Here is a 17,815-nt window from a genome sequence, read left to right on the forward strand (position 1 = left end):
AGCCTGCAGCCGCGATGACCACAATACCAATCGTTCGCCGAAAAAAAGTGCCTCGGATGGTCCGAGGCACTTTCTGATCAGAACTGAGCCGAGATTGTAAGCTCGAAGTTGTTTTCTTCGTCATAGTTTTCCTTGGCAAGAACCTTGGAATAGTTAAAGCGCAGCGGACCAATCGGGGTATCCCAGAAGATCGACGCGCCGATGGACGACCGCAGATGTGCGCTGTCGTCGATGGCGCCACCAAGCGTGTTATCTAGCCCCCAAAGCGACCCTGCATCGGCGAACAGACCACCTGAGATGCCGTATTCTTCTGGCAAGCCCAGCGGGAACTGTGCTTCAAGGCGCGCGACTGCAAACATATTGCCGCCCAGCGTATCCTCGTTCGTGGCAGTCAAATCACGTGGCCCCAGGCCATTGGTTGCGAAACCGCGCAGTTTGGACGGTCCCAAGCGGAAGCGATCAGTGACGCGCGAGTTTGCGCCATTTAGGCTACTCAACACACCGCCCTCAACCGTCGCAACAAGCGTCACCTGATCATTCCAAACCTTGGTTTGAGCCTGAGCCAATGCCGTCGCACGCGCGTATTGATAGTCAGCACCAATACCGCCGAGATCGCCGTCCAGCTGGAACAGGAACCCTCGGTTCGGGTCTAGCCCTGTGCGTCGCGTGTCATAGCTGTACGAGAAACCAATACCGCCACCGATCTGACGACCACGTGCCGCGTCGTTTTTCAGCAGTTGCGAGCTGTCTTTGTTCACATCGGTGATTTCAGTTCCGTCAGCATAGACACGTACGCCGAGACGGGAGAATTCGTTGATCGGGAACGCGAGCGATGGTCGGAAGGCCAGAGAACGCGTGTTATAGAACGACGATGCTTGATCTGTGGATTGGTAATAGGTTTCAAACCCGAACTCGAGGTCACGACCCAAGAAGGCTGGCTCAGCAAACTGGAACGAGAAATTCAGACTATCTGACGTGTTCTGGAAGCTGGCCGAGATATACTGACCGCGCCCCAAGAAATTCCGCTCGGTAAAGGCCAGGTTCAGACCAAACCCATTCTCAAGGCTGTAAACACCCCCAAGGCTCAACGATCCGGTGGGTGCTTCTTCCACGTCCACGTCGATCACAACCTGATCAGGGGCCGAGCCTGGACGTGCTTCGACTTGAGCGTCTGCAAAGAAACCGAGGGCACGAACACGTTCAGTCGCTTCACGAATTTCGCGCGGGTTGAACGGATCGCCTTCAACCACGCGGAACTGATCGCGTACAACGCGGTCCAACGTGGTGGCGTTACCTTCGATGTCGATACGTTCGACGATAATCCGTGGGCCGCGGGTTAGAACCATCTCGATGTTCAGCAGCTGGTTGCGGTAGTCGCGAGTCACACGCGGCTCAACTCGGACAAAGTCCAGCCCCTTGCGAATGGCAAGACGCTCCATACGAGCGATGGCATTGTCCAATTGAGCAGGGCTGAACACGTTACCCGACTTGATGTTCTGAGCAGCGTGGAAATCGTCCGTAGCGACGCCATCAACCTCAGATACGGTCGTAATCTCGCCGAAGCGGAACTGCTGACCTTCTTGCACCTGGAAGGTAATAAAGAAAGCATCACGCTCTCGCGAGAACTCACTGGTCACGCCAGTGGTCTTAAAGTCCACATAGCCACGCGACAGATAGAAGTCCTTCAGTACCTGCTTATCGAATTCGATCCGCTCGGGAACATACGAGTCTTTCTGGATCACCGCACGAAGGATGCCAGCCTGCTTGGTCTCAAGCACACGGCGCAAACGTGCATCCGAAAACTGGCGGTTGCCAACGAATGACAGACGCTCGACCTCGGTGTTCTTGCCTTCGATCACTTCGAAGACCAGATCCACGCGGTTATTGGCCCGGCGGATGATCCTTGGGGTTACGCGCGCCGCAAGACGGCCCTGCGCCTGATAAACCTCGACAATGGTCTGGACGTCTTGTTCGGCCGTAGTGGGATTGAACACCTGACGCGACTGAGATTTCAGAAGGGGTGTAAACACCTCGTCCTTGACCTTGCGGTTGCCTTCCACCGACACAACGTTGATCGTCGGGTATTCGCGCACCTTTACGACCAGCACATTGCCACGTGGAATGATCTGAACATCCTCAAAGAGGCCCGACGCCACAAGGCGCTGATAGCCGTCATTCAGCTGCGCGGCGCTTACAACCTCGCCCTGAGCGATTCCCAGATAGGACAAGATGGTCGCAGCTTCGATCCGCTGCGTGCCTTCGATCTCGACCTTGTTAAATGAATATGCCTGCGCCTGCGCTGGCATCGGGGTGGTGGCAGCCGCCCCTGAAATTGCTAGGAAAATAGCCAATCCGCTGCTGCTGGCCAAACCTTTAAACGCCTTTGCTGCCGATGTACCGGCTACGCCGCCCGACCCCTCGAAAAATGCCATGCTATCTATCTTTCTTTAGACATCCCAGTAACCACGTGGATAAGGTGTCGAAACCGCCTTGTCAAAGCGCGAAACGCGGCGTTTGCAAGGTGTTGCACATCAAACTGATCGGCATCTCGTTTTGCACATTGCTGCTTTGACACTGGGAAAGCGGTTTGAGCACAGATTATCTCAAAAATAGTCACCCCGGCTCGCGTTACGTTTAAAGTGGAATGCGTTCGCTTTTCCGGCACCCGAGGTCAGCATTGGCGCCCGTTTGAGGCAGGCATCAAAGCGCAAGGAGACAATAAAATCTCAGGCCAAAGCCCTGTCGGGATTTGTCGTTTCAGTGGTGTTCGCCGGTGCCTGGTACAACTGAAGCAGAGGCTGTTCGTTTTTTGCATGCCGCTCAATCAGGCGCTTTTGAAGCTTTCCGGGGGGCATTGGCAAAGCTGGCGTAATTTCACATCCATTTTCTGCCAGCTTGATAAGCGCTTTAGCAAGCGCTTGTCGCGCGTCGGGCCCAATCGCTTCCAACGCTTGCTTGCCCGTAAAGAAGCTTTCAGTTGGCGCACCTTCGGCAAAGATCACATCATGGCCCTCAAGAAGAATATGATGATACTCGACCTCGTTGATGGTGCGATCAACATCAATGCCCGGAATATCCACAAGCTTGCACGCCCCAACCAGCACGCAATCTGTATTGAAAATGCGCTGCACGATCTTCGATGTCACCATCATGCGGTGTTGGCGGGACACCAACAGATCTCGGGTCGGAAGCCCCTGCCCCAGTGCATGCTGGCGAATTCTGATCGGGTACAACTTGGGCGACGCTTTAATCTGCTCGGCCGAGAAGTGTGACGTCCCAATCCAATTGATACGCTGCAAGCCGTTCTCGACGGTTTTGACATAATCGCCCACCTGCAAGTTTTCGACCGCCACTTGCCCATCTGCAGTGTCAATCAAAGTGCCGCGTACAAAACAGGGCACGTCTGTCAGAGCATTTGGATCGGTGGTATTAGGCGCATTGAACGGAGTGACGTTCGAGGTTGAGTACGTGTAGGTTACACCAGATTCTAAGGGCTCTGAGGTGATATAGCCAACCAGAACTCCGTTCACCTCGACGCGATAAACCTCAATCGAGCCGCCGCCCGGTTTGCTCAGGGTATAGTTTTCCTCAAGATATATGTCGCCAGAAGCATAGGTAGTCGACCCGTCAAGACTGGTGACGACCCCTGTCTGATCGAAATCGTCTCCGTTCTCGTCTTGATAGCGATCACCATCAAAGATGACACCGTTGTCTGGGCGTCCCCCTCGAACATTCCCTCCGGCATCATCGGTCACGTCAAACACGCGTCGATCGACTGTATGATCGTATGATCCGGAAAGCGAAATATTGCCGCCGGAAAACACCAGCGACCCAGGATCGTAACCAATGTAGCTATAATTAGCCAAACCTACACACCCTAAAAGACAGTTATTTCCTGACCTTAGCTTACGTTGGCACCACTATAACACAAATCTATAGGATTACCTATGCGGTAGAGATATGCTCGCAACTCCACCCTGCGTGACGCCACAATGCCCTCGCAAGCGATGCGCTCAATTGCGTTGCAAATCAGAAGTTTCGACCTAAAAAGCAAAGCACCCGAACCCGCAGGCCAGACTCTACGACTGCTTATTGCGCGCCCTTGCCTCTTTCACCTTCATCGCCAAGTCCTGTGCGATAGCGAAAGCGCCGCGAATTTTATCCGACGTCTTTCGCCAATCACGACGTACCACGATCTTGTTGTCGCGCACTTTGGCCAAACCGTTCTGGGCTTGAATAAACTCGATCAAGCCTTCCGGCGATGCAAACTTGTCATTGTGGAACTGGATCGTCGCCCCTTTTGGACCGCCATCAAGCTTCGAGATCCCTGCGCGTTTGCACATGCCCTTGATGCGAACGATCAACATCAGGGTGTTCACCTCTTTCGGAAGCGGGCCAAAACGGTCGATCAGTTCGGCAGCGAAACCTTCAAGCTCGACCTTCTTAGACAGCGACGAGAGGCGACGATACAGCCCAAGGCGTACATCAAGATCAGGCACGTAAGTATCAGGGATCAATACAGGAACGCCCAGATTGATTTGTGGCGCCCAGCCGGTATCTGCTTCGGACAGTCCTTCCAGCTGACCAGATTTAATCTTGGCGATCGCTTCTTCCAACATCTGCTGGTAAAGCTCGTATCCCACTTCGCGCATTTGACCAGATTGTTCTTCGCCGACCAGATTGCCTGCGCCACGAATGTCCAAATCTTGCGAGGCCAACGTGAATCCGGCGCCCAGAGTATCCAGAGACCCAAGCACACGCAGGCGCTTTTGCGCGGTTTGTGTCAAAGGAACGCGCGGTTTCGTCGTCAGATAGGCATAGGCGCGGGTTTTCGACCGCCCTACCCGGCCCCTAATCTGATAGAGTTGCGCCAACCCAAACATATCCGCGCGGTGCACAACCATCGTGTTTGCCGTGGGAATGTCGATACCGCTTTCGACGATCGTTGTGGCCAGAAGAACGTCGTATTTCCCGTCATAGAAGGCGTTCATGCGGTCATCCAGCTCGCCTGCAGCCATTTGGCCATGTGCGACGACGAAACTGACTTCCGGCACGTGATCTTTAAGGAAGGCCTCGATTTCCGGCAGATCCTTGATGCGCGGCACCACGTAAAAACTCTGTCCCCCGCGATAGTGTTCACGCAGCAAAGCCTCGCGGATCGTAACCCCATCGAATTCAGACACATAGGTGCGGATCGACAGGCGGTCCACCGGAGGAGTTCCAATGATCGACAGGTCCCGCACTCCAGACAAAGACATCTGCAATGTGCGCGGAATGGGTGTCGCTGACAGGGTCAGCACATGTACGTCCGAGCGCAGTTCCTTCAGGCGTTCTTTATGGTTTACACCAAAGCGTTGTTCTTCATCGACAATAAGAAGTCCGATATTTTCAAACCGCACATCCTTGGCCAAAAGCGCATGCGTACCAACAACAATGTCCATCGTGCCGCGCGACATACCCTCACGGGTGCGTTTGGCCTCGGCTTGCCCTACGAAACGCGATAACTGCCCGACATTGATTGGGAATCCGCGGAACCGCTCCGAGAAGCTTTTATAGTGCTGCCGCGCCAGCAGCGTGGTCGGTGCGATTACTGCGACCTGCTGTCCCGACATGGCTGCCACGAACGCCGCGCGCATCGCGACTTCGGTCTTACCGAAGCCCACGTCACCACAGATCAGTCGATCCATCGGTCGACCCGAGGAAAGATCTTCGATGACGTCTTCAATTGCCGACAGCTGATCGTCTGTTTCTTGATACGGAAAACGGGCCGAGAACTCCTCCCACGCATGATGCGGGGCTTCCAGCAATGGCGCTTTACGTAGCTCTCGTTCAGCTGCCAGCCGGATCAGCTTGTCTGCTATCTCGCGGATGCGCTCTTTCAGCTTGGCCTTCTTGGCTTGCCACGCGCCACCGCCCAGCTTGTCCAGAAGCCCGGTATCCTGCCCGAATTTGGACAAAAGCTCGATGTTTTCGACGGGTACGAACAAGCGATCTCCGCCCGCGTACTCCAGCGCAAGGCACTCGTGCGGTGCGCCCATAGCTGTCACGGTTTCCAACCCGTTATACTTGCCGACCCCATGGTCTACGTGAACGATCAGATCTCCTGGGGACAGGCTTTGCGCCTCGGTCAGAAAGTTTTCGGCACGGCGTTTGCGTTTCGGCGCGCGGATTAAGCGGTCGCCCAATACGTCCTGTTCCGAGATCACGGTCAGCCCCGGCCCTTCGAACCCGTGTTCCAGCGCCCAGACTGCCAGATACACGCCACCGGGCTTGTCTGGCACGTCTCGAAAATTTGTGATCACGTGACTTGTGATCACACCCTCATCAGCAAGCAAACCTTGAAGTCGCTCTCGTGCGCCTTCGGAATATGAGGCGACGACGATTGATTCTTCACTCTTAGCTTCAATATGATCTGCGAGAGACTTGAAAAGGTTCACATTCTCCTGCTGTCGTTCAGGCGAAAAGTTTCGCCCAATACGTCCACCACCATCAACAACACCGGCGCCTGTCGGCTGCGGTAAAGCAGTCAGTTGTACAACACGCCGCCCATCTAAAGCAGTCGCCCAAGCAGGATCGTCAAGATACAGAAGATCAGGGGGACAGGGTTTGTATACGCTGTCCATCCGGTTCTTTGCGTTCATCGCGATCTTGCGAGTCTCGTATTGGTCGGTGATCGCCTCCCAGCGGGCAAGCCGCGCGGGATCCAGCCCGTCATCCAGCATTACGGATGCTTCCGGAAGATAGTCAAACAGCGTTTCCAGCTCTTCATGGAAGAACGGTAACCAGTGCTCGATCCCCTGATGCTTCCGTCCAGCAGAAACTGCTTCATAAAGTGGATCGTCGGATCCGGCAGCCCCGAACTCGATGCGATAGTTCTGACGGAACCGCGTTATGGCTTTCTCGTCCAGAATGACCTCGGAAACCGGGGCCAGTTCAATCCCCTTCAGGCTATCTGTCGTGCGCTGTGTCACCGGATCAAACCGACGCACGCCATCTAGCACATCACCAAACAGGTCCAGACGCACCGGACCGCTTTCGCCCGGAGGGAAAATATCGATGATCCCGCCACGTACGGCGAAATCTCCGGGCTCCATAACTGTTGGAGATTGCGCAAAGCCCATACGGACCAGAAATGCCCGAAGTTCATCCACATCCAGCAGGTTATCAACGCTGGCCACGAAGCTTGCTTCAGCTAATGTGGCGCGGGCGGGCAAACGTTGCGTGACCGCGTTCAGCGTGGTCAGAAGGACAAAGCGTCCAGAAATCTGCCCGGTGGCCAATCCTGCCAATGTCGCCATTCGCGCAGCCGACACATCCGCATTCGGCGACACCCGATCAAACGGCAAACAATCCCACCCCGGAAACGTGACGCAAGCCACGTCTGGTGCAAAAAAGCCAAGCGCCGCTTGCATTGCCGCCAACCGCTTTTCGTCCCGAGCAACGTGGACAACTGGTCCGCCAGACCGGTCAAGCTCCTTCGCTAGAAGGGTCGCGTCAAAGCCCTCGGGGGCACCAGAAAGAATAAGCTTGTCCATGCGGCGGATGTATCCGTGCAGTTGAGGCCGCGCAAGGCCCGGGATCGGTCTGGATTACCTCAGCACGCCATAGCTGAGATTGTGGAACATGCCCCAGGTTGCGGTCACGAAGATCGAGAACATGCCGATCACTTGTATGGTAAGTCGATGACGCCCCAGCCGATCCCGCAAGGGTTTGCCGGTCAAGCCCTCACGATGGATAGCCGCCGCGGTGCGGACCGACAGGAAGGCCACAAAGACCATTGGGAGCATTAGCAAAAGTATGGCCTGTGCGAATTCGACCCCGTACCAGAAGCCTAAAGTGATTAGAGAGGACAAAATGGCCGAGGCCACTACCATCAGCGCGATGCCCGACCGCTCGGATATCGACAGCATCCGATTGCAGTTGACGCGCACGATGGCCTCGAGATCTTCTTGAGCCTGCCCTTCTTGGCGCGCCGCCCGATGCACCAAATCGTATGGAACGCCCATCACCCAGTGGCTTGCAGTCGACCACGCAACGGCAAGCCCTATCCAATACCAAAGGTTGGAAAAGGACCGCATGTCGATAATCTCGAAAACGGTGGTGTAAATGTCCAAAACCGGTCCTTCATCCTTGGTCGTGACTTGGATCACCCTAGCGTCGGGCTTGACCGTGTTCCAGCGGGAATAGAAGGATTTTCCAAGATTAGCAGACTTGTGAACTTGCTTATCTCGTGGCAGTTAGTTTCAGAAGAAAAGAACGCCCAGCCAAACAGGTTAAGGGCGTGTTTAGCCAAGGAGAGCCACGTGAGCCGCATTCCTCAGCCCAGTACGGTCGCCCCCTTCCCTGCAACGCGCCTACGCCGCACGCGGTCGTCCGGAGCTTTGCGCGATCTGGTACGGGAGAATACGCTGACGGCGGCGGATCTAATCTGGCCAGTTTTTGTGGTCGAAGGCGAGAATGTAGAGCAAGAGATCCCCTCGATGCCCGGCGTCACCCGCAAGTCTGTGGATTTGGTAGTGAAAGCCGCGAAAGAGGCCGCCGCTCTGGGCATTCCGGCCATTTGCCTGTTTCCTTACACCGATCCGGCCCTGAAGACCGAAACCTGCGAAGAGGCATGGAACCCCAACAACCTGTCAAACCGCGCCATCCGCGCGATCAAGGCCGAAGTGCCCGAAATCGCCGTAATGACCGATATTGCGCTGGACCCCTACAATGCCAATGGACATGACGGGATCGTCCGGGATGGCGAGATCGTGAATGACGAAACGGTCGAAGCTCTGGTCAAGATGGCGCTGGCGCAGGCCGAAGCCGGAGCCGACATCCTTGGCCCGTCGGACATGATGGACGGACGCATCGGGGCAATTCGCACTGCGATCGAGGCTGCTGGATATCACAACCTGACGATCATGAGCTATACCGCCAAATATGCGAGCGCCTTCTATGGCCCGTTCCGTGATGCCGTTGGGGCGTCAGGCGCCCTGAAAGGTGACAAGAAGACCTATCAGATGGACCCGGCCAACAGTGACGAGGCGATGCGCCTGGTCGAGCGTGACCTGCAAGAGGGCGCGGATATGATCATGGTTAAACCCGGCATGCCCTATCTGGATATCTGCCGCCGCGTGAAGGACAGCTTTGGCGTGCCGACTTTCGCCTATCAAGTCTCGGGCGAATACGCGATGCTGATGGCCGCCGCGCAAAACGGTTGGCTGGATGGCGACAAGGTGATGGCCGAAAGCCTGATGGCATTCAAACGCGCAGGTTGCGACGGCATCCTGACCTATTTTGCGCCGCGCATGGCCCGCCTTCTGGCTGAAAGCTAAGCCCACATTCGCGACAGGCGATTTTTCGCAGGACGCCTTACTTCTGGGTGACAGTCCAGCGGCGATCCGCTATATTTTGTGCCAAAGCGGACAAAGATCCGCGTTCGAGCAACCCGGTCGATCCTGTGCCTTGGCGGTATGGCGACCCAGCATGAGGCACAAAGGCAAACACATGCAGAATTCAACTCTCTCTCGTCGCGGATTTCTTGTCGGCGTTGGCGGTGCGGGCATGGCGCTCGCAGCTTGTGATAACAGCATCGGATCAAGCGGCGGCGCGCGGATCGACGCGCGGGTCGATAGCACACTGTCCTACCTGTACAATCGCTATCCCGGCTCGCGTCAGCTAGCAGAAAAATCGACCGGACAGCTGGTAATGCCACTGGTGACAGAAGCAGGCTTTGGCCTAGGCGGCGCTTACGGTCGCGGCGCACTGCGCATCAATGACGTAACCGTGGATTACTATTCACTGACGCAAGCCAGTGCCGGACTTCAGATTGGCGCGCAGCAGTTTGCGCATGTGCTGTTTTTCATGACGGACGAAGCCCTTCAGGATTTCCGCGCAGACGCGGGTTGGGTTGCGTCGGCGGACATCAAATATGCGTTCCAGAACGAAGGCGACCGTCTGACTGCAGATACGATCACCGCGTCATCGCCAGTTGTGGCCGTTGTATTCGGTCAGGCAGGTCTGATCGCAGGTGCGTCGATCGAGGGTGCGAAATACACCCGGATCATCCCCTGATCCTGCAAACATGTTCGAAGAAACAAAGGGCGGCTTTAATGCCGCCCTTTTTCGTTTAGTCCAATGCGCGAAGCCGCTTGATCAGACTGGACGTATCCCAACGCCCGCCTCCGAGCTTCTGCACGTCCTTATAGAACTGGTCAATCAGCGCCGTGACCGGAAGGCTCGCGCCGTTCTCATTGGCTGTGTTGAGGCAGATGCCCAGATCCTTACGCATCCAATCCACGGCGAACCCATGTTCAAAGTGATCGTCCGCCATGGTTTCGTGCCGATTCACCATCTGCCAACTGCCAGCGGCACCGCCTTGGATCACGTCGACAACCTCGCGGATGTCCAGTCCCGCTTTCTCGGCAAAATGCAGCCCTTCTGACAGACCCTGTACCAGCCCGGCTATACAGATCTGATTGACCATTTTGGTCAGCTGACCAGCTCCGCTTTCGCCAAGACGCTTCACCGTGCGACCATATACCTGCATGATGGGTTCGGCAGCTTCATATGCGGGCAGATCGCCTCCACACATGATCGATAGAACGCCATTTTCAGCCCCGGCCTGACCACCAGACACAGGTGCATCCACGAATGAAACCCCCGCGGACTGTGCTGAGCCATACAACTCGCGAGTGACAGCAGCCGAAACCGTAGTGTGATCAACAAAGATTGCACCATCGGCCATACCCGCTAATGCTCCTTGATCACCCAAAACAACCGAGCGTAGGTCGTCGTCATTGCCCACACAGGCCATGACAAAATCTGCACCCAAAGCGGCTTCGCGCGGGGTCGAGGCCCATTTCCCGCCGTGCTCTTTGGCCCAAGCTTCGGCCTTGGCGGTGGTGCGGTTGTAAACCGTGACCTCGTGCCCTTGTGCCACAAGATGCCCAGCCATGGGATACCCCATCACGCCCAAGCCTAAAAACGCACATTTCGCCATACCAAGACCCTTTCGTTGAATTCCCGTTCAGTTCACAGTAGTTACCGCTCACGAAGGCAAGTTCAACCTGCGTTTCCGACGCATGGGACAGAAATTAGGTTTGAATATGGGCAAATTCATACTGTGGATGATCCGCGGCGTCGCCGCTTTGGTAGGCTTAGCCGTCGCTGTTCTGACGCTGGTCTACTATTTGGCCTCACAGTCTTTGCCAGATTATGACGTGACCCGCGAAACGCCCGGCATCACCGCCCCGGTCGAGATTGTGCGAAACAACGCCAATATCCCGCATATTCTGGGCGAGAATGACAGCGATGTGTTCTTTGGCCTTGGCTATGTCCATGCACAGGACCGTCTGTGGCAGATGATGATGATGCGCCGCACCGTACAAGGACGATTGTCCGAGGTGTTCGGCAAACGCACCATGAAGACGGACGAGCTTATGCGGCGTCTGGATTTATATGCTCTGGCTCGTGGATCGCTTCAATATCAAGACGACGACACCAAAGCAGCTTTAGAGGCCTATGCCTCGGGTGTGAATGCGTATTTGGCGCGTGTTAATACTGAAGCTCTGGGCCGTGGTGCACCAGAATTCTTCCTGTTTTCAAACGAGATCTCGCCCTGGCAACCGGTCGACAGTCTGGCGATCCTGAAATTGATGGGTGTTCAGTTGGCAGGCCAACTGGAAGACGAGGTTCTGCGCGCACGAATATCGCTTGCCATACCCGAAGACCGCGTGCGTGACATCTTGCCGGACATGCCGGGAACAGGTGTCGCTGCGTTGCCGGATTATGCGGCTCTGTTCGACGAAGACGCGCCACGCTTTGCAACCTATGACACGCAAGACCGTCCAGACCTGTGGCCAAGTCCGAAACGAGGGTTTGCTGGGGCGTCAAACGGATGGGCTGCGGCGCCGAACAGATCGGCTGCTGGTGGCACATTGCTGGCCAATGATCCGCACCTGGGTTTCTCAGCGCCATCGATCTGGTATCTGGCACGGCTTGAACTAAGCTCGGGTGGCGTGATTGGTGGTTCTATACCCGGCATGCCTCTGATCATGGCTGGACGAACCGATGGCTTTGGCTTTGGTATCACATCCTCGTATCTGGATGATCAGGATTTGCATCTTGAAAAACTCAACCCTGACAATTCGGACGAGGTGCTGACACCTGACGGTTTCAAACCCATCACCACACGCGGAACTATCCTGCGGATCAAAGATGAAGCCCCGGTCACTCTGACACTGCAATGGACACCAAATGGCCCGATCCTGCCCTCAGAAATGTATGGGCTTGGGTTGATCACGCCAGTGGGCCACGCCATGTCCCTGTCCTGGACACTTCTGACCGAGAAAGACCGCTCGATGAGTGCCGGGATCGGTTTGATGCGTGCAAAGACTGTGATGGAAGGAATTGCCGCTGCCGCAGACTATGTTGCCCCCAGCCTGACCTTGACCATGGCCGACATGGACACGATCGCCATGAAGGTGATCGGCCAGATGCCCGGCCGCAATCCGCGCCACCAAACACAGGGCCGCATTCCAAGCCCCGGTTGGGTCAAAGACAACATGTGGGGTGCTGCGCTGAGCTACAGTGCCAACCCGGAGTTCGTGCAGCCCTCTGGTGGGATCCTTGGCAATACCAACAACAAAATCGTCAACCGTCCCTTCCCCGCACATATGAGCTTCAACTGGGGTGACAGTCAGCGTATCCAGCGTTGGCGGCGTCTGATGCAAGCACGCGAAGTCCATACCCGCGACAGCTTTATGGAAGCACAACTGGATAGCGTTTCTGTCACAGCCCGCACGCTTTTGCCTCTTGTTGGGGCGGATCTGTGGTTCACCGGTGAAGCTGCCCCTGCCGGCACGCCTGAACGAGATCGCCAAAACGCGTTGACCCTGCTGGCCAACTGGAACGGCGAAATGAACGAGCACATGCCCGAGCCGCTGATCTACTCCGCATGGATACGCGCCCTGCAAAACCGGCTGATCCGGGATGAACTTGGCCCCCTTGCCGAGGCGTTCACACATGTCGATCCGGTCTTTGTTGAACGCGTCTATCGCGACATCGATGGCGCATCGGTCTGGTGTGACGTAATTCAATCCGCCGCGACTGAAACCTGCACCGACATCGCCCGCGTCGCGCTAGATGACGCGCTTTTGTGGCTATCCGAGAACGCGGGCGGCAAGCAAGAAAGCTTGCGTTGGGGGGATTACCATCAGGCCGTCCACAAACACGCGGTTCTAGGCGATGTGCCCTTCCTGAAATGGTTCGTAAATATCCGCCAATCAACTTCGGGTGGGGACAACACATTGCTGCGAGGACTTACATCTGGCACGGGCAAGAACCCATTCCAGAATGTCCATGGTGCGGCCTATCGTGGGATCTATGATTTCTCAGATCCTGACAGCTCTCTCTTTGTGACCTCAACTGGACAATCGGGGCACCCTTTGTCGCGTCACTATGACGATCTGGGCGAGCTTTGGCGACGCGGCGAGTTTACGCCAATGTCACTGGATCCCGAGCTTGCACGCGCTGCGGCTGTCGGCGTCACACGCCTTGTCCCGCGCCCGTAAAGCCCTTGCCTTGATAGCTAGGGGGTTAACTCCAGCGGGCTTTTCCCCTTAATCGAAATCTCGATCCCTCGTTAGATCACCCTAACTGATAAATGCAGACAGATAGGGAATCCGACATGGAAAATGTCTCGCAAGGTATGGGCTGGCTACAAGCCAACGCATTGAATGTGGTTTACGTTGTCGTAATCGCCATCGCGGCCTATTGGCTTGCAAGTCTGGTGAAGCGGCTTGTCATCGGGGTTGGTAAAAGCCACGAGGCACTGGACGAAACCCTGTTCCATTTCCTTGGTTCGATTGCTCGCTATGCTGTTCTGGCCTTTGCCGGTCTCATCGTTCTGGATCGGTTTGGCATCGAGACCACTTCGCTGATCGCCATTCTGGGTGCGGCAGGTCTTGCCGTCGGTCTGGCGCTTCAGGGCACGCTGTCCAGCCTCGCCGCGGGGATCATGTTGATCCTGTTCCGCCCTTTTAAAGTTGGCGACTTCGTCGAGGCAGCAGGCACTTTCGGTAAAGTGGATTCGATCACGCTGTTTACTACAGACATGATCACGTTCGACAACCAGCACATTATCATCCCCAACTCCGAGATCTGGGGCGCCAAGATCACCAATCACTCACATCATTCGATCCGCGGTGTCGATATGGTCGCTTCAGTGGCCTATGGCAGCGACATCAAAAAGGTGAAAGCCTCAATCGCGAAGGTACTGAAAGCGAACGAGCATGTGCTGACCGAGCCTGCACCGTTTGTCGAAGTCGAGACGCTGAATGCGTCATCCGTTGATCTTCTGGTGCGTCCGTTCACCGAAGGCGCGCATTATTTCGACGTAAAGTACAGCCTTCCCCAAGCCATTTACGAGCAATTCCGGAAAGACGGGATCGAGATCCCGTTCCAGCAGATCGTCGTCCATAACGCCATCTAGTGCGTCCCCACAATTGGACGATGTGTGGCCACTCACGGCCTAGAAGGCCACCCCTTGGGGTGGTCTTCACTCATTCTAAGGGGTCAAAGGGCAGCGTATTCCGCCGCTTGCCGATCGGTCCAGGTCACGGTGATCTGCCATCCGGTTTCGCCCGGCTCTTCGGCTTCAACGATCCCTTTATCAAAAAGCCAAGCGCGTTTGCGACCATCCGAGAACGCTAGTTCCAGGGTGACAGTCTTACGCGGCGCGTCCAGCGCGCGGTCGATGGCTTCAATCAGGTCGTCGAACCCTTCACCTGTAATGGCGGACAGGGTCAGAATATCGTCATGGCGTGCAGCCTCGCGACGGCGGGCGTCGGCATCTTCTTCGTCCAGAAGATCTAGCTTGTTCCAGACCTCAAGCTGCGGTGTCTCTTCATTCACGCCCAGCTCGGCCATGATGGTGGCGACATCCTGTGCCTGCTCATCCGTGCCTTCGTGGCTGATGTCGCGCACATGAAGGATCAGATCAGCGGCCAATACCTCTTCCAGAGTAGCACGGAAAGCGGCGACCAGTTGCGTCGGCAAGTCCGAGATGAAGCCCACCGTGTCAGACAGGATCACCTTGCGGCCACCACCCTGCCCCGGCGTCTTGCCCAAGGCGGGCAGCTCGATCTGGCGCATGGTGGGATCGAGCGTCGCAAAGAGCATGTCTTTCGCCAACACCTTCGCGCCAGTCATCCGGTTGAACAGCGTCGACTTGCCGGCGTTGGTATAGCCCACCAGCGCGACAATCGGAAACGGCACCTTGGCGCGTGCGGCGCGATGCAGCTCGCGGGTTTTCACGACCTTTTCAAGCTGCTTGCGCAGACGGTTCATGTGGTCGTCAATGGCGCGGCGGTCAGCTTCGATCTGGGTTTCACCGGGACCACCGACAAAGCCAAGCCCGCCACGCTGGCGTTCAAGGTGAGTCCACGCGCGGACAAGGCGGGTGCGCTGATAGGACAGCGCGGCCATCTCGACCTGCAACACACCTTCACGGGTGCGCGCGCGGTCCGAGAAGATTTCGAGGATCAGACCTGTCCGGTCCAGAATTTTGACGTTCCATTCCTTTTCCAGATTGCGCTGCTGCACCGGGCTGACCGGGCCGTCGATCAGAACAAGATCGACCTCGGCCACCTTCAGGCGCTGGCTTAGATCATCAAGCTTGCCCTTGGAAAACAGCTTACCGGGATGTGGGTCGCGCAGACGCACGATTTCAGCCCCTGCAACCTCGAGATGAGGGAGGGCCGCCGCCAGTGAAACGGCTTCTTCCAACGCGGGACCTGCGGTCCGGCGGTTAGGGTCTGAGGTCAGTTCCGGGTGAAGGACCCAAGCGCGGGTGGCCTTCTCCTCTTGTTCAATGAGGTCTGTCAGCTTTCTTCGCCGTCATAAAGATTGATCGGTTGGCCCGGCATGATCGTCGAGATCGCATGCTTGTACACCAGCTGCGACTGGCCATCGCGGCGCAGAAGGACGCAGAAATTGTCGAACCAAGAAATTACACCCTGAAGTTTTACGCCGTTGATCAGAAAGATCGTCACCGGAACTTTCGATTTGCGCACGTGATTCAGGAATGCATCTTGAAGGTTTTGCTTATCGGCAGCCATTTTTTATTGCCTTTTTTGTTTATGCTGCCGGAAAACGGCAGGAATTTCACCTGATTGTCACTATGGCTTGCTCTTTTGGCGGTTTCCACCCCCAATTTACGTGGCTTCAATCGGGGTATGGCATGTAAACAACAGGCGAAACGGAACGGGCCTGTTGCCATTTCGTCAACGGCGCCAAATCTCTGGGCTAAGTAGCGCGATAATCGCCAGCGTTTCCAATCGGCCAAGGATCATGGCACCGGCCAACACCAACTTTGCCGGGTCGCTGAGGTCGACAACCGACAAAGGCTCTGCGACCGCCACTTCGACGACCGGCCCGGTTGTCGTCAGGCTGGCAATGGTCAAGATCATCGCGCTTTCAAAATCCTGTCCCGTCAGGGCAAACAGCGCCATGATCAGCGCGACCGACAGCGCCATAAGCATGAAGAAAACCCACGCCATATAAGCACCGCGCCCACGCAGGTGGCGCGCCTCGGTTCCTGCACCACCGATTGAACTTGGATGGACCAGCTTCTCCATTTCGCGCAATCCGTGCAGGTAAAGCGCATAAACGCGCATCAGCTTGGCCCCACCAGCAGTCGTGGCAACGCCACCCCCGATCAGGGCAAGCCCCATCAACAACAGACCGGGCGTTTCAAGTCCCGACCAGTTTCGGCTTGCCTCCCACGCTTGGCTTTCAAACCCTGCGGTCGTGAGGAAGGACAAGACGGTGAAGAACGATCCCCACAGAGACGTCAGCCCCGCAACCAAATTCAGCTCTTCATCAACTTCATAGGCCCCGATCCAGTGTCGAAGGAACAGAAACCCGGTCAGAGACACAACGAGCACCGACGCCAAACGGATCTCGGGATCGCGCCAAAGCGATGGGGTTTCGCTGTGCTGCATATCGCTGGCGAAGGTCTGGCGCGATATGGCAAAGGCTAGGAATACTGCGATCATGACTTCTCCGCCAAAGCCGGCAACGCCGCCTGACACGCCGCCAACTGGGGAAATTCCGCTGGTCGCTAAGGTGGACATCGCGTGGACTAGGCCGACAAAGGGCGTTTCGCCAGCGACGACCAGACCGATCCATAACGCGGTTGTCAGGCCGGTATAAATGGGTAGCAACCGAACACCATAGGTTCTGATCCGGTCCGAGAAATCGGCCACCCGCGTAATCTGGCTGTGCCCTGCCCCCAGTCGTGTATCCAGCGCAGACCCCCGCGCCCCAAACCGGGTGCGCACTTCGAAGCCACCAAGCGCCATTGGGGCCAGAATGGCAATCGCCCCGACCCAGATGAAAAAACCTCCCATCCAGCCAACCAAGGCGCGCCAAAGGTGCAGAGATTTCGGAAGGCGGTCTGGGTCTGGAAACAGCGTCAGCCCGGTGGTTGTCAGGGCCGAGACCATTTCGACATAGGCATTCAGGAAGGTGGTAGTGCGCAGGGCCTGATGAAACGGAACAGCCAGCATTATTGGCAACAAAACAAAGAGGCCCAACAACGCCATCAGGTGTCGACGATGCCGGGTGGATCTGGGGCGATCCGCCATCGCAATGGCCAGAAAGAACGTCAGAAATCCAAAAAGCAGAGCTCCGTACAGGAACACACGGCCCTCGTAGTATTCTGCCGCAGTCCACGCAAAGCCTGCGGGCAACAGCATTGCCAGCACGCTGATCCCCATCAGGATTACAAGAAGCGGCAGTTTGGTGATCTGGGTCAGCATGGCCA

General features: G+C 56.3%; 12 protein-coding genes. 4 read left to right on the forward strand and 8 right to left on the reverse strand.

Translation table 11 applies throughout. The annotated features are described in order from the left end of the window. Positions 1-77 precede the first annotated feature (77 nt). The 4 genes from bamA to ACP15F_RS06485 all read right to left on the reverse strand — a co-directional run bounded on the left by bamA (position 78) and on the right by ACP15F_RS06485 (position 8,114). Positions 78-2,432, reverse strand: coding sequence for an outer membrane protein assembly factor BamA (bamA, locus tag ACP15F_RS06470; RefSeq protein WP_424940000.1), 2,355 nt, complete (start codon positions 2,430-2,432; stop codon positions 78-80). Between the two features lie 294 nt (positions 2,433-2,726). Continuing rightward, positions 2,727-3,866 carry a Hint domain-containing protein gene (locus ACP15F_RS06475; RefSeq protein ID WP_424940001.1) on the reverse strand — a complete coding sequence of 380 codons (1,140 nt, stop codon included), beginning with the start codon at positions 3,864-3,866 and terminating at the stop codon, positions 2,727-2,729. Between the two features lie 213 nt (positions 3,867-4,079). Then, the gene (mfd, locus tag ACP15F_RS06480; RefSeq protein ID WP_424940002.1) at positions 4,080-7,535 is read right to left on the reverse strand and encodes a transcription-repair coupling factor; all 3,456 of its coding nucleotides are present in this window, start codon (positions 7,533-7,535) and stop codon (positions 4,080-4,082) included. 54 nt (positions 7,536-7,589) lie between these two features. Continuing rightward, complete coding sequence (locus ACP15F_RS06485; RefSeq protein ID WP_424940003.1) at positions 7,590-8,114, reverse strand: component of SufBCD complex; 525 nt, start codon at positions 8,112-8,114, stop codon at positions 7,590-7,592. A 189-nt stretch (positions 8,115-8,303) separates the two neighbouring features. On the opposite strand from ACP15F_RS06485, the gene hemB reads away from it, so the two are divergent. After that, complete coding sequence (gene hemB, locus ACP15F_RS06490) at positions 8,304-9,320, forward strand: porphobilinogen synthase (protein ID WP_424940004.1); 1,017 nt, start codon at positions 8,304-8,306, stop codon at positions 9,318-9,320. Between the two features lie 172 nt (positions 9,321-9,492). Then, positions 9,493-10,059 carry a YSC84-related protein gene (locus ACP15F_RS06495; protein WP_424940005.1) on the forward strand — a complete coding sequence of 189 codons (567 nt, stop codon included), beginning with the start codon at positions 9,493-9,495 and terminating at the stop codon, positions 10,057-10,059. Between the two features lie 55 nt (positions 10,060-10,114). Here the strand turns inward: ACP15F_RS06495 and ACP15F_RS06500 are convergent, their stop codons facing one another. Beyond that, entirely contained in the window at positions 10,115-10,987 is an 873-nt protein-coding gene (locus tag ACP15F_RS06500; RefSeq protein ID WP_424940006.1) for an NAD(P)-dependent oxidoreductase, read from the reverse strand. A 106-nt stretch (positions 10,988-11,093) separates the two neighbouring features. Between ACP15F_RS06500 and ACP15F_RS06505 the strand changes: the two genes are divergently transcribed. Both ACP15F_RS06505 and ACP15F_RS06510 read left to right on the forward strand, forming a co-directional pair. Next, the gene (locus ACP15F_RS06505; protein ID WP_424940007.1) at positions 11,094-13,559 is read left to right on the forward strand and encodes a penicillin acylase family protein; all 2,466 of its coding nucleotides are present in this window, start codon (positions 11,094-11,096) and stop codon (positions 13,557-13,559) included. A 116-nt stretch (positions 13,560-13,675) separates the two neighbouring features. Continuing rightward, positions 13,676-14,479, forward strand: a complete 804-nt coding sequence (locus ACP15F_RS06510) for a mechanosensitive ion channel family protein (protein WP_424940008.1) — start codon at positions 13,676-13,678, stop codon at positions 14,477-14,479. 83 nt (positions 14,480-14,562) lie between these two features. Here ACP15F_RS06510 and hflX read toward each other — a convergent pair whose 3' ends face one another. From hflX to ACP15F_RS06525, 3 genes are all read right to left on the reverse strand, one after another. After that, positions 14,563-15,861 (reverse strand): GTPase HflX, encoded by a 1,299-nt coding sequence (hflX, locus tag ACP15F_RS06515; RefSeq protein ID WP_424940953.1) that lies wholly within the window; start codon positions 15,859-15,861, stop codon positions 14,563-14,565. Between the two features lie 8 nt (positions 15,862-15,869). After that, the gene (gene hfq, locus ACP15F_RS06520; RefSeq protein WP_133488330.1) at positions 15,870-16,106 is read right to left on the reverse strand and encodes an RNA chaperone Hfq; all 237 of its coding nucleotides are present in this window, start codon (positions 16,104-16,106) and stop codon (positions 15,870-15,872) included. A 165-nt stretch (positions 16,107-16,271) separates the two neighbouring features. Then, positions 16,272-17,810: a TrkH family potassium uptake protein gene (locus tag ACP15F_RS06525; RefSeq protein ID WP_424940009.1), complete on the reverse strand. Its 1,539-nt coding sequence runs from the start codon at positions 17,808-17,810 to the stop codon at positions 16,272-16,274. Between the last annotated feature and the right edge of the window lie 5 nt (positions 17,811-17,815).

Origin of the sequence: Aliiroseovarius sp. S253 (assembly GCF_049800855.1) — a bacterium.
In the GTDB taxonomy this organism is placed as follows: Bacteria; Pseudomonadota; Alphaproteobacteria; order Rhodobacterales; family Rhodobacteraceae; genus Aliiroseovarius.